Consider the following 13,055-nt stretch of genomic DNA (forward strand, 5'->3'; position numbering starts at 1 on the left):
ATACTGAAGACATATTTCTCGTCTTTTCTGGTGATATTCACATCCTCAACTGTATCTGGATCAAGATCCAGCATATAGCATAATTCTTTATTGTCCATAATTTCATTCCCCTTCATCTAAGAGACGGACTTCATTATTATGCATAATTTAAAAGGATCATGAAACATAAGTTCATGACCCCACGATATTTTATTGCCTCATATCTAAATGACCCCACAATTATTTAAAGGGCTACTGTGACCCCACGATTATTTAATATACCAAAATATCACCGCTCCTTTAAGAAACGGTGATATCTTCTGGCTATATGCCAACTCTCAATGCGTGCAATGACTTGCATGCAAATAAAGTATAGTCAAAATAAAATACATGGTCAATATACATTCATTTTATGAAAACATCATTTGAAAAGACATGAATGGGTGTTGAAATTCTAATCAAATGCATAAGAACTCTAAAAAATTCAACATTAAACAAAAATCTTTGATATATAAAGAAAGCGCTTCAAATCCTATAATATGGGTGTAAAGAAAACAGAGGGAATTCGTAAGGAGGAATAATATAATGAATGCGAAAAAAGTATTAGCTGCTTCCCTAGCAGCAACGATGATGTTCGGCCTTGCTGGCTGTGCTAAATCTGGTTCATCAGATACAGGTTCAAGTAATGGTGGAGCTATGACAATCAAAGTCTGGTCTCCACAGGAAGACCAGTCTGCAAAGAGCGGTAAATGGTTACAGAAAGAATGTGAAGCATTCGCTAAAGAACATAAAGATTGGAAGATTAACTTCAAATATGGTGTATGTTCAGAAGGTGACGCTGGTAAGTTAGTTACTCAGGATGCTAAAGCAGCAGCTGACGTATACATGTTTGCGAATGACCAGTTAGGTACATTACTTGATGCTAAGGCCATTGCTCAGCTTGGTGGCGATGCATTAAAGGATGTACAGAATAATAATACAAAGGCATTAGTAGATTCAGTTACTTCTGATGGTAAGGTTTATGGTTTACCATTCACTGGTAATACTTGGTTTATGTATTATGACAAGACTGCTTTCTCTGATCAAGATGTGAAGAGCTTAGATACAATGTTAAGCAAGGGCAAGGTTGCCTTCCCAGTAAGCAATTCTTGGTATTTAGGAAGCTTCTATGTTGCTAATGGTGGAACACTATTTGGTGATGGTACTGACAAGAAGGCTGGCGTACAGTTCGGTGGCGAAAATGGTTATGCTACTACTAAATACTTAGTTGACTTAGTTAATAACCCTAACTTCGAAAATGATGCTGATGGTAAAGGTTTAACAGACTTCCGTAAGGGTACTGTAAAAGCTATGTTCTCTGGTTCTTGGGACTATGATGCACTTAAGAAAGCATTAGGTGATAAACTTGGTATCGCTCAGTTACCAACAGTTAATATCAATGGTCAGGCTAAACAGTTAAAGAGCTTCTCTGGTTCTAAAGCAGTCGCTGTTAACCCTAACTCTAAGAATATGCAGGCTTCTATCGCATTAGCTCGTTATCTTGCTGGTGAAAAAGCACAGGAAGATCACTATAAATTAAGATCTATCATTCCATGTAACACTACATTATTAAAGAATGAAGAAGTTGCTAAAGATCCACTTGTAACAGCTCAGAACAACACTATCAACAACACTTCTATCGTTCAGCCTACAATCTCAGCTATGGGTAACTATTGGACACCAACTGAAACATTCGGTAAGAATCTTATTGCTAAGAAAGTAACTGCCGCTAACTACAAAGCTGAAACAGATAAATTTGTTAAGTCTTTAAATACAGACGCTGTTAAATAATTCATTCATTAAAAGAGGTCTCTAGAGTCGTCTGGAGACCTCACTTATATAGGAAGGAGTAAGTTATGAAATTCAATAAGAAGAAAAAAATGAAAGAATTTCAGGACCCTTATTCATTTGCGAATGCAGTAACTGAAGGGGATTCGATGACAAAGCTATCCATGGTCATCATGGGAGCTGGACATTTCAAACACAAGCAGTTTATTAAGGGGGCCCTCTTCTTGCTTTTCGAACTGGCCTTCATCCTGTTTATGGTGACGAATGGTTTCTATAATCTTGCGAAATTGCCTAGCTTAGGTGAAGCTGCACAGGAAGGTGTATGGAATGAGGCAAAAGGTATCTATGAATATAGTGCTGGTGATAACTCACTGACAATCCTGTTGTATGGTATTGCCACAATCTTCCTTTTGATTGGTTTCATTCTTGTATGGCGCTCATGTGTTAAGAGTTCGTACAAATCACAAAAGCTAGCTTCTGAAGGAAAACACTTGAATACATTCAAAGAAGATATTGCATCACTCTTTGATGAAAACTTAGCTGGTTTATTATTGACGGGTCCAGTACTAGGTATTCTTATTTTCACAATCCTGCCACTTGTTTATATGATTTCCATGGCCTTCACTAACTATTCTATTACAGGCAACCACTTAGTTTTATTTGACTGGGTCGGCTTAAAGAATTTTGGTACGGTCTTGAATTTCAATAGCTCTATTGGTAAGGAATTCTGGAGTGTTCTAGCCTGGACATTAGTATGGGCAGTCTTTGCGACATTCCTGAACTATCTCTTTGGTATGCTTCTGGCTATTTTGATCAACCGTAAAGAAACACACTGGAAATCATTCTGGCGTTTCTGTTTTATTCTTTCTATTGCTGTTCCTCAGTTCGTCAGCTTATTAATTATGCGTACAATGTTACAGCCTGAAGGTGCTGTCAACGTATTGTTAAAGAATGCGGGCTGGATTTCTACAAGCTTACCATTCTTTACTGATGTCACTTGGGCAAGAGTAAGTGTTATTGTGATTAACTTATGGGTAGGTATTCCTTATACAATGATGCAGGTTACAGGTATCTTACAGAATATCCCAGCTGAACTTTATGAATCAGCTAAGATTGATGGTGCGAATGCCTTCGTTACATTCATGAAGATTACATTACCATATATGTTATTCGTTACAACACCATATCTTATTACGCAGTTCACAGGTAATGTCAACAACTTCAATGTCATCTACCTCTTATCAGGTGGTGATCCAACACCGGTTGGTGCGACAGCAGGTAAGACTGACCTATTAGTAACATGGTTATATAAATTGACTATTGATAAGCAGTATTATTCTATTGGTGCTGTTATTGGTATCTTTACATTTATTGTATTAGCGATTGTAGCCTTAGTTACATATCGTAATACAGGCAGTTATAAAGATGAGGAGGGATTCATGTAATGGCTAAACAGATTACAAAGTCTTATAAGACAAAGAAGCGTATTAAGAATGTCATTGTTCACGCCTTCCTAGCAGTACTCGCAGCTGTCTGGTTACTTCCTATCTTCTGGGTTATTCTCACAAGCTTTAGAGCAGATCCAGGTAGCTATGTCGATACATTCTTCCCTAAATCATATACTTTAGATAACTATGTAAAGCTCTTTACAGATACAAATATCTTGAACTTCCCTAAGATGTTCTTGAATACATTGGTTATTGCTATTTTCTCTTGTATCATCAGCTGTTTCTTTGTCCTTTCCGTTGCTTATTGTATGAGTAGACTGAGATTCAAGTTACGTAAGCCATTCATGAATATTGCGATGATCTTGGGATTATTCCCAGGCTTCATGAGCATGATTGCCGTTTACTATATTTTGAAAACACTTGGCCTTTCTGAAGGCGGAATGATCAGAGTTGCCTTAGTCCTTGTTTATTCAGCAGGTTCTGGTATGGGCTTCTATATCGCAAAAGGTTTCTTTGATACAATTCCAAAGGCTATTGATGAAGCAGCCTATATTGATGGTGCAACAAAATGGCAAGTCTTCACAAAACTTACTATTCCTTTATCAAAACCAATCATTGTCTATACAGTCCTGACTTCATTCTTAGCTCCATGGCTAGACTTCATCTTCGCAAAAGTTATTTGCCGTGCCAATTCCGATTACTATACAGTCGCTATCGGCTTATGGAATATGTTGTCTAAAGAATATATTGATGTATGGTATACACGATTTGCTGCAGGTGCTGTTTGCGTTTCAATCCCAATTGCGATATTATTTGTATATCTACAAAGATATTATGCCGAAGGTATGTCTGGCGCAGTAAAGGGTTGATCAATGATGGTAAGAAAGTTATTCATCGTAGTACTTTCATTATTCACAATTACAGGTTGTCAATTGGAGTCGCATCGCGACTCCTTTACGGCTTTGGATGCAACACGTACACCATATGGTCGTTATGAAAAGAAAGTTACTTATAAAATTGCTCATCTAACAGGTAATAATAATTCTTATATGCCTAGTGGTGATACATATGAAAATAATGCTTATACAAGATATCTATTAAAGAAACTGAATGTACAAAACAAAGATATCTTTGAGGGTTATGGTGATCATTATAGTGAATATGTGAGTCATGTGATTCTTTCTAAGAATTTACCTGATGTAATGATAGTTGAATCACTTGATGATTTAGAATATCTCGTTGAAAATGATTTGATTGAAGATCTCACAACAGCTTATAAACAATGTGCCTCATCACGTATTAAAGATATTTATGCATCCTATGATTCATCCATTCTCGATAATGTAACATTCAATGGTAAAATCTATGCCATGCCGGAAACAAATATTGATGATGGGCCTAATTTCTTCTGGGTCAGGGATGACTGGCGTAAAGAACTGAATCTTCAAGAACCACAAACACTCAATGATGTAGAAAATATTGTCAGAGCCTTTATGAAGTACAAAGGTGCTGATGGCTTAATGGCTGATACAAGCTTGACTGCCGGTACAGGCTTTTCAAGTGAATATCTTCTTAATCTCTATTTTGCAGCCAACAATACATATCCAAAACAGTGGATTGAAAGAAATGGCACATATCAATATGATTCTATAAATGAGGGTGCTAAAACAACATTGTCACATTTACACGATCTCTATAAAGAAGGTGTACTTGATAAGAACTTCTTGCTAAGAACAAGTAATGATATTGCCAGGGAAATTATTTATGGCAAATGTGGAGCAATCTTTGGACCGTGGTGGGTACCTAATAATCCTCTTGTTGATGCCATCAAGAAAGACAGCAGTGCTAAGTGGAAACCATACTTAATTAAGACAAATGGTAATAGTACAACCTATCATTCAGTTAATCCATCAAGTAAGTTTGTCGTTGTAAGAAAAGGCTATAAGCATCCAGAAGTCATCTTTAAGATTATTTCTGTTATCTTTGATTATCTTCGTTATGATCATAAAAATGTTGAGGATGTTAATAGGTATTATGAAATTAACGTTGATCCAACAGCTAGACCGATCGCCATCAATGTCGATTACCAGGATGCCTTAAAGAGAAGCTATTACAATATCTCCAAGATATTAAATGGTGCATCTTCAAAGAACATCATGGCTATCGATGTGCCTTATGCTACAGCTTGCAAGAATTATCTCGCAAATAAGAAAGAAAACAGTGCCGAAAACTGGGCTGCCTATGCCTCACGTATTGAAGCGCTAGGTCTGCTTGAAAAGAACAACGTGGTCAAAGTAAAGTCCGGCTATTTCTCAACAACAGCGACCATGAATAAGAAGATGTGGAAACTCATAGAATTAGAATCTGATGCATATCTTCAGATCATTTCAGGAAGCAAGCCTGTAAGCTATTTTGATGACTTTGTCAAGCAATGGAAAGAAGAGGGTGGAGATGCAATCACCCAGGAAGTCAACAACGAAATAAGAAACAAAGAAAAAGCCTCAGTAACTTGAGGCTTTTAGCATCATCAATTAGTAAAATAAATATACATAACTACAAGTAAGACAAGTAAAGCAAGCAATATGTATGTGATAATAGAGCTTGAAGATGATTCATGAATATCTTCTGTTTTATTTTGAAGGTGTGATAAATAGTCTTGTGGAAGTAAGAGACTATTTAATGCACCCTCGTTGATTAAGATATCTTTATGTTGTTCAAGAAGTTTATTGAAATCAACTTTCTGATAAGGCTGTTGTGTGTATTTTGGGGATAAGACAGCTTTATAATCACCAATAAGATAATAATGCCCATGAAGAATAGCTGCATCAAGAGCTTTTGAGTAACCAGGCTTGACCATCATGCTCTCTGTATGGAAAGCAAGGGCGGAGAGTACTGGATTGTCGCTTTCGACCATATTGGTGAGAACACTATAGCTGTATTCAGTAATAGGCTTGTCGGTTTTTATTCTGATATAACTATCGTTAGCCTTTGTGACAATCTTTTGGCCTTCCACAATTTCATCAACATGTATTGTCGATGAAGATGTGGATGTATAAAGGGTGTAGTTGCTGTCTGTTTTGATGACACCATGTAAATAACCACCATAGTAATCATCTTGGAAATCTATTATTAATAGTGTAAATAATGGATCTTGATAGATTTTGTGAAGATCTTGTGAGAGAAATGTGGAAGTTTGTAGGATCAGTTTGTCATGAGCACCATCCGTGATTACGATTTCTTTAATCGCAAATTTTTTCAATAAATCATCAAGTGCTTCTATTGTCTCAAAAGACGTATAATGTTTTCTTTGATGATAAATAAAACGGTTTGTATAATAGATATAAGGCTGATTGTTATCTGTGATGGGTTCTTGATAATCACTGAGTTTCAAGTAATAAGTGATATGATCAAGGGCTAGACGCAGCGCTTCTAGAATGGCTTTGTCAGGTGTTTTGTGATAGGCATAAATGAGCTCAGGGAGACTCATTTGTGTGTAGTTGGTAGAGAGGTTATCAATCTGTGCTTGGGTAAGTTTATAGGGGTCATAATAGTTGTAGATAGGATATGTACCTATTGATGTAATGTTATTATGTGTTGGTTCAATATGACTTTGTTTAAAGAAGTAGTCGAGTTTATAGGCAATATGGTTCTCTTCGTTGAGGTTGAAGTCAACATGCGTCATCCCAAGAGCATAGGCTTTTTGTAGAAGTTCGATAAATGTGTTTTTCTGTACTAAGGCAAAGGGATAGACATCATCGACAATACCGCCATCTTCTTCAATGAAATGATAGATTGCATTTAAAGAAGTAAAGAAGAAGATAGAACGTTGTGAGTCATCCGTACTTCTTCTTAAAATAGGTGTACCACAGCCATTCACCATATCTAAATCATCACTATAAAGTGGTGTATAGAGTGGTATCGTTAATAGCTTTGAAATCTCCATCATCATAGTTCCTTTGAAACAATGAGAACACAGTCTTTAATAGGTGTAATGCCAAGGCTCTGAATATCATTGATGAGATTATCATCATATGTACCAGGCTGCATCCAGGCAAAACCAATTCCAAGTTCGCGCATCTCTGCAATATATTGTGATGCAAACTTCTTGTTGATGACAAAGACAACAACATCAATCGGACGTTCAATCGCAAGTAAGCTCTTATAAGCCTTTAAGCTATTCACTTCTTCATACTTAGGAGAAATAGGATAAACTGTTTTGCCTATCTCACATAAGCGTTGCACAATCTTAAAGCCATACTTCTCTTCATCGATGGTTGCTCCAAGTACAGCAAAATTCTTAAAATCTCTCAAAATATCAATACTTTTCATAATTCATCACCATCCTTATTATACATGTCCTTTGATTGAAAAGACAATATGATTGTGGTATAGTTTCTAATGCGAAAAGAGGTACATTTATGTATGATGTCATTGTAGTAGGTGCCGGACATGCAGGCATCGAAGCTTGCCTAGCACCAGCTAGAGTGGGCTTAAAAACATTATTAATCACAAGTCATTTTGAAAATGCAGGCCAGATGCCATGTAATACCGCTATAGGTGGTCCTGCTAAGGGCATTATTGTGCGTGAAGTCGATGCACTTGGCGGTCAGATGGGAAAGAGCGCAGATGCTTGTTATACCCAGATGAAGATGCTTAATACTGCCAAAGGTCCAGGCGTACAGGCGTTAAGAGCACAGGAAGATAAGAAAAAATATCCTCGCTATATGCAGCAAGTACTTCGTAATCAGGATCATCTTGATATTGTTGAAAGCATGGTAGAGGATCTTGTTGTGGAAGACGGTGTATGTAAAGGTGTTATTCTTGAGGATGGACGTGTTTTTGAAAGTACAACGACAATCCTGACAACAGGAACATATTTAAAAGCAGAAATTCTTGTTGGGGCGACAAAAACACCTAGTGGACCAGATAACGAACGTTATTCAAAGTATCTTTCAGGCAAACTAGCGAACTTAGGCTTTAGAATCCAGCGTTTAAAAACAGGGACGCCACCACGTGTTGCTGCTGATACAATAGATTACAGCAAGACGGAAGTTCAGCCAGGGACGAATGCGAAACTTGCCTTCTCCTATGAAACAACCAAATTTATTCCTGTTGAAGAACAGGATACATGCTGGTTAACTTATACGAATGAAACAATTCATAAGCTGATTCTTGATAATCTTGATAAATCATCAATGTATTCAGGTATTGTCAAAGGTATTGGACCTCGTTATTGTCCATCCATTGAAGACAAGGTTGTCAAATTTAGAGACAAGGAAAGACACCAGATCTTCTTAGAACCAGAGTCACGTGAAATGAATTCTATTTATGTTCAAGGCTTTTCAACAAGTATGCCCCATGACATTCAGGACAAGATGGTGCATGCATTGCCAGGCCTTGAAAACTGTAAAATCTTGAAATATGCCTATGCGATTGAATATGATGCCATCGACCCATTACAGTTAAAACCATCACTTGAAACAAAGGTCATTAAAAATCTCTTCACGGCTGGTCAGATCAATGGTACATCGGGCTATGAAGAAGCAGCTGGTCAGGGCATGATTGCCGGTATTAATGCGATACACAAGGTAAGAGGCGAAAAGCCATTGATTCTTAGAAGGGATGAAGCCTATCTTGGTGTTCTTATTGATGACTTAGTCACAAAGGGCACAAAAGAGCCTTATCGTATGTTGACAAGCAGGGCGGAATATCGCTTATTGCTGCGTCATGATAATGCCGATACGAGACTGAGAAAATATGGTCATCAGGTTGGTTTAGTAAGTGATGCTCTATACCAGCAGTATCTTGACAAGATGGCAAGAATTGATGGTGAGATTGAAAGACTGAAGACAATTCGCTTTACCCCAAAAGATGAAGAAATCAATAATCTTCTTGAATCAATTGGTTCAACACGCTTAAAAGAAGGTATCAGCGCAAAAGAACTTATCCAAAGACCAGAAGTATCGTATAATCTAATTAAGGATTATATTGGTGAAACAGATTTAACTGATGAAGAACAAACAAGAGTAAATATTAATATTAAATATAAGGGATATATCGATAAAACACTTAGACAGGTTGAGAAAATGAGAAGCATGGAAGAAAAAGAAATTCCTGCAGATATTGACTATCATAAGATTATCAATCTATCATTAGAAGCAAGGGAGAAACTCTTGAAAGTGCGCCCAGTAACAGTAGCTCAGGCAAGCAGAATATCAGGTATTAATCCTGCTGATATTTCTGTCTTATTGATATACTTGAAGAGTGAATATGGAGAATAATTATGGATTTTCAAACAGCTTTAGAGAATAAGGGTATCATCTTAAGTGAAAAACAATTAAATCAGTTTGAAAGATACTATCAACTTCTAGTAGAATGGAATGAGAAGATGAATCTCACAGCTATTACTGATCATGATGATGTTTATTTAAAACATTTCTTGGATTCACTGACAATTTCATTTGATTATGATTTCAACAATCAATCCATTGTTGATGTAGGAGCAGGAGCTGGTTTTCCAAGTATTCCTCTAAAGATTGTTTATCCAGACTTACATGTCACAATTGTTGATTCATTAGGGAAGCGTATTACCTTCCTGAATCATCTTATTCAAGAATTAGGCTTGGACAATGTTGAAGCAGTACATGCACGAGCTGAAGAATTTGCTTTAAAGCATCGTGAGTCTTTCGATATCGCTACGGCAAGAGCTGTGGCTAGACTCAATATCCTTGATGAGTTATGTATGCCTCTTGTTAAGGTTGGCGGGGACTTTCTTGTGCTTAAGGGCTTGCAGGGTGAAGCTGAGCTTAAGGAAGCAAGTAAGGGAATTGAGAAGCTTGGTGGTAAGATAGTAAAAGATGTTGCTTTTACGCTAACTGATGAGAATGATCACCGTCATAATCTGATTATCCATAAAGTGAAGAATACACCTGCAAAATACCCAAGAGCCTTTGGTCAGATCAAGAAGAAACCATTGTAGGAAGGAAGTCTTTGACATGCGTAAAGATACATATAAGTTCTTAGACCTAAATCTTATCGAACCTAATAAAGAACAGCCTAGAACACATTTTGAAGAAGAAAAAATACAGGAATTAGCCGAAAGTATTCAAAAGAATGGCTTATTACAGCCCATTGTCGTTAGACCAATAGGTTTTAGAAAATATCAGATTGTTGTTGGCGAAAGACGTTATCGTGCCTGCAAACTGTCCGGTATTAAAGAAATCCCTGTTATAATTCAAAAACTCAATGACCAAGAAACAGCTAATGCAGCCTTAGTCGAAAACATTCAAAGAGAAAATCTCTCAGCTATCGAAGAAGCTCTTGCTTACCAGCAAATCCTTGATCAACAAAATATCACTCAAAGTGAACTCGCAAAACAAATGGGTAAGAAACAATCGACTATTGCCAATAAATTACGTCTATTACAGTTACCAATAACTATTCAGGAAGCTGTCAAAGAACGCAAGATTACTGAACGTCATGCCAGAGCTTTGTTGAAGCTTTCCAATACAGCAGAACAAAATAATATGTTAAGAAGTATTGAGGCTAATGATCTCACTGTTGAAGAAACAGAAAAACGTATTAAAGCCATGCTGGAACCTAAAGCGCCAAAACCTAAAAAAGGTAAGACGAAAGCCTTTAGCCGTAATGTCAAGATTGTCCTCAATACTTTTAAGCAAGCTATTGATATGGCGGAAAAGACAGTTGGCAGTGATATTAATAGTGAACAAACAGAAACAGATGATGAAGTCATCTTGACCATTCATATTAAGAAATAAGAGGTATGTTTTCATATCTCTTTTTACTATGTTCAAACTAAGTTAACAATAATCAATTAGAATCACTTTCGTTGAAGAACTACTGTATATTGGATTATACTGTATTCAAGAGCACTGAAGGGGTGTGAAATATATGATACAAGAAGATAATAAAGATCCTAAGAAAAGGCTGGCAAGATATTATATTGTTGCCTTGATATTAATCTTAGTTGGTAACTTCTTAATCTTACCTGCTATTAAAGATGCACAAATTGAGCAGGTAGGTTACAATAAGTTCATTGAAATGACGCTAGATAAGAAAGTTGGGGATGTTAAGATTGAAGATAATCGTATCCTCTTCACCAACAAGGATAAAACGAAGACTTACAAGACTGCAAAAGTAGAAGATAGTGGCTTAACAGAAAGGCTTTATAAATCAGGAGCAACATTTACAGGTGAAATACAAACACAGAATTCACCAATTCTTGATTTTATTCTCTATTAGGTTGTCCCAATTGCTTTCTTCTGGTGGTTAGGTAATCGTTTTAGAAAACGTATGAATGATACACTGAATAACTCTGATGCGATGTCATTTGGTGGTGGAGGCTTCGGTGGCCTTGGTAACTTTGGCAAATCCAATGCGAAAGTCTATGTCAAGAGTACAGAAGGTATTAAGTTCGATGATGTGGCTGGTGAAGATGAAGCTAAGGAGAACTTGACAGAAATTGTTTCTTATTTAAAAAATCCTGCAAAGTATAAAGAAATTGGCGCCACAATGCCAAAAGGTATCCTTTTGGTAGGTCCTCCTGGAACAGGTAAGACAATGTTAGCAAAGGCAGTGGCCGGTGAAGCCGATGTGCCATTCTTCTCAATGTCTGGTTCAGAGTTCGTTGAAATGTTCGTCGGTATGGGTGCTTCAAAGGTTCGTGATTTGTTTAAGCAAGCTAAGGAAAAAGCACCATGTATTGTCTTTATCGATGAAATTGATGCGATTGGTAAAAAACGTGATGGTGGTAATCTTGGTGGTAATGATGAACGAGAACAGACCCTCAACCAGTTATTAACAGAAATGGATGGTTTTGAAGGAAATACTGGTGTTATGATTTTGGCAGCGACAAACCGTCCTGAATCACTTGACCCAGCCTTAACAAGACCTGGTCGTTTCGATAGACGTGTGCCTGTTGAACTGCCTGACTTAAAAGGTCGTGAAGATATTCTTAAGGTTCATGCCAAGAAAGTAAAGACTAGTGACGCTATTGATTATAATAAGGTAGCCAGAATGGCAAGTGGCTCAAGTGGTGCGGAACTGGCGAATATTGTCAATGAAGCAGCCTTAAGAGCTGTTCGTGATGGCCGTAAGGCTGTGACTCAGGCTGACTTAGAAGAATCTATTGAAGTCGTTATTGCGGGTTATCAGAAGAAGAATGCAATTATGACAGATCATGAAAAGATGGTTGTCTCTTATCATGAAATTGGTCATGCGCTTGTGGCAGCTAAGCAGACAAACTCTGCACCGGTTACCAAAATCACAATCATTCCAAGAACATCAGGTGCCCTTGGTTATACAATGCAGGTTGATGAAGGCAACCATTACCTGATGACAAAGGAAGAGCTTGAAAACAAGATTGCAACATTAACAGGTGGTCGTGCGGCTGAAGAAGTTGTCTTTGGTGATGTAACGACAGGTGCAAGCAATGATATTGAACAAGCAACAAAGATTGCTAGACAGATGATTGCTAGATTTGGTATGAGTGACTTTGACATGGTCGCATTTGAAACTGTGACAAACCAGTATCTTGGTGGTGATGCTTCACTTGCAGCTTCAAGTGATACACAACGTAAGATTGATGAAGAAGTTGTTGCCTTGGTCAAGAAACAACATCAAAAAGCAATCAATATTCTTAATGAAAACAAAGATAAATTACATGAACTTGCAAAATTCCTTTATCTTAATGAAACAATCACAGGTGAACAGTTCATGGAAATCTTAAACAAGAAAGACTAAAGAAAAGGTATTGGGGATCAACCTCAATACCTTTTTTCA

11 protein-coding genes are annotated in these 13,055 nt (G+C 37.2%); 9 read left to right on the forward strand and 2 right to left on the reverse strand.

What is annotated here, in order from left to right; translation table 11 throughout:
- Window positions 1-564: 564 nt before the first annotated feature.
- The 4 genes from T529_RS0107855 (at window position 565) to T529_RS0107870 (ending at window position 5,767) form a co-directional block, all read left to right on the forward strand.
- On the forward strand, window positions 565-1,809 hold the full coding sequence (locus T529_RS0107855) for an extracellular solute-binding protein (RefSeq protein WP_033163071.1): 1,245 nt from the start codon (window positions 565-567) through the stop codon (window positions 1,807-1,809).
- A gap of 65 nt (window positions 1,810-1,874) precedes the next feature.
- The gene (locus tag T529_RS0107860; RefSeq protein ID WP_033163072.1) at window positions 1,875-3,251 is read left to right on the forward strand and encodes a carbohydrate ABC transporter permease; all 1,377 of its coding nucleotides are present in this window, start codon (window positions 1,875-1,877) and stop codon (window positions 3,249-3,251) included.
- Entirely contained in the window at window positions 3,251-4,123 is an 873-nt protein-coding gene (locus T529_RS0107865; protein WP_033163073.1) for a sugar ABC transporter permease, read from the forward strand. Before T529_RS0107860 ends, T529_RS0107865 begins: the two co-directional genes overlap by 1 nt.
- A 3-nt stretch (window positions 4,124-4,126) precedes the next feature.
- On the forward strand, window positions 4,127-5,767 hold the full coding sequence (locus T529_RS0107870; RefSeq protein WP_238560795.1) for a type 2 periplasmic-binding domain-containing protein: 1,641 nt from the start codon (window positions 4,127-4,129) through the stop codon (window positions 5,765-5,767).
- Between the two features lie 14 nt (window positions 5,768-5,781).
- Here T529_RS0107870 and T529_RS0107875 read toward each other — a convergent pair whose 3' ends face one another.
- Window positions 5,782-7,203, reverse strand: coding sequence for a hypothetical protein (locus T529_RS0107875; RefSeq protein ID WP_156032215.1), 1,422 nt, complete (start codon window positions 7,201-7,203; stop codon window positions 5,782-5,784).
- The gene (locus tag T529_RS0107880) at window positions 7,200-7,583 is read right to left on the reverse strand and encodes a CoA-binding protein (RefSeq protein ID WP_033163075.1); all 384 of its coding nucleotides are present in this window, start codon (window positions 7,581-7,583) and stop codon (window positions 7,200-7,202) included. Before T529_RS0107880 ends, T529_RS0107875 begins: the two co-directional genes overlap by 4 nt.
- 89 nt (window positions 7,584-7,672) lie before the next feature.
- Between T529_RS0107880 and mnmG the strand changes: the two genes are divergently transcribed.
- The 5 genes from mnmG to ftsH all read left to right on the forward strand — a co-directional run bounded on the left by mnmG (window position 7,673) and on the right by ftsH (window position 13,016).
- Window positions 7,673-9,535, forward strand: coding sequence for a tRNA uridine-5-carboxymethylaminomethyl(34) synthesis enzyme MnmG (mnmG, locus tag T529_RS0107885; RefSeq protein WP_033163076.1), 1,863 nt, complete (start codon window positions 7,673-7,675; stop codon window positions 9,533-9,535).
- Window positions 9,536-9,537: 2 nt separating this feature from the next.
- Entirely contained in the window at window positions 9,538-10,233 is a 696-nt protein-coding gene (gene rsmG, locus T529_RS0107890) for a 16S rRNA (guanine(527)-N(7))-methyltransferase RsmG (RefSeq protein ID WP_033163077.1), read from the forward strand.
- Between the two features lie 16 nt (window positions 10,234-10,249).
- The gene (gene noc / locus T529_RS0107895) at window positions 10,250-11,032 is read left to right on the forward strand and encodes a nucleoid occlusion protein (protein WP_033163078.1); all 783 of its coding nucleotides are present in this window, start codon (window positions 10,250-10,252) and stop codon (window positions 11,030-11,032) included.
- A gap of 133 nt (window positions 11,033-11,165) precedes the next feature.
- A complete protein-coding gene (locus T529_RS13875; RefSeq protein WP_476661779.1) occupies window positions 11,166-11,516 on the forward strand; it encodes an ATP-dependent metallopeptidase FtsH/Yme1/Tma family protein in 351 nt (116 codons plus the stop codon).
- 51 nt (window positions 11,517-11,567) lie between these two features.
- Window positions 11,568-13,016, forward strand: coding sequence for an ATP-dependent zinc metalloprotease FtsH (gene ftsH / locus T529_RS12350; RefSeq protein ID WP_476661780.1), 1,449 nt, complete (start codon window positions 11,568-11,570; stop codon window positions 13,014-13,016).
- The last annotated feature ends 39 nt before the right edge of the window (window positions 13,017-13,055 follow it).

It is taken from the genome of Sharpea azabuensis DSM 18934, assembly GCF_000702165.1.
Lineage (GTDB): Bacteria > Bacillota_I > Bacilli_A > Erysipelotrichales > Coprobacillaceae > Sharpea > Sharpea azabuensis.

Bases quoted from the DNA above. Each gene is read 5' to 3' on its own strand.
- mnmG (WP_033163076.1), top strand. From the start codon at position 7,673: ATGTATGATGTCATTGTAGTAGGTGCCGGACATGCAGGCATCGAAGCT.
- T529_RS0107855 (WP_033163071.1), top strand. From the start codon at position 565: ATGAATGCGAAAAAAGTATTAGCTGCTTCCCTAGCAGCAACGATGATG.
- T529_RS0107870 (WP_238560795.1), top strand. From the start codon at position 4,127: ATGATGGTAAGAAAGTTATTCATCGTAGTACTTTCATTATTCACAATT.
- T529_RS0107875 (WP_156032215.1), bottom strand. From the start codon at position 7,203: ATGATGATGGAGATTTCAAAGCTATTAACGATACCACTCTATACACCA.
- ftsH (WP_476661780.1), top strand. From the start codon at position 11,568: ATGAATGATACACTGAATAACTCTGATGCGATGTCATTTGGTGGTGGA.
- T529_RS0107860 (WP_033163072.1), top strand. From the start codon at position 1,875: ATGAAATTCAATAAGAAGAAAAAAATGAAAGAATTTCAGGACCCTTAT.
- T529_RS13875 (WP_476661779.1), top strand. From the start codon at position 11,166: ATGATACAAGAAGATAATAAAGATCCTAAGAAAAGGCTGGCAAGATAT.
- rsmG (WP_033163077.1), top strand. From the start codon at position 9,538: ATGGATTTTCAAACAGCTTTAGAGAATAAGGGTATCATCTTAAGTGAA.
- noc (WP_033163078.1), top strand. From the start codon at position 10,250: ATGCGTAAAGATACATATAAGTTCTTAGACCTAAATCTTATCGAACCT.
- T529_RS0107865 (WP_033163073.1), top strand. From the start codon at position 3,251: ATGGCTAAACAGATTACAAAGTCTTATAAGACAAAGAAGCGTATTAAG.
- T529_RS0107880 (WP_033163075.1), bottom strand. From the start codon at position 7,583: ATGAAAAGTATTGATATTTTGAGAGATTTTAAGAATTTTGCTGTACTT.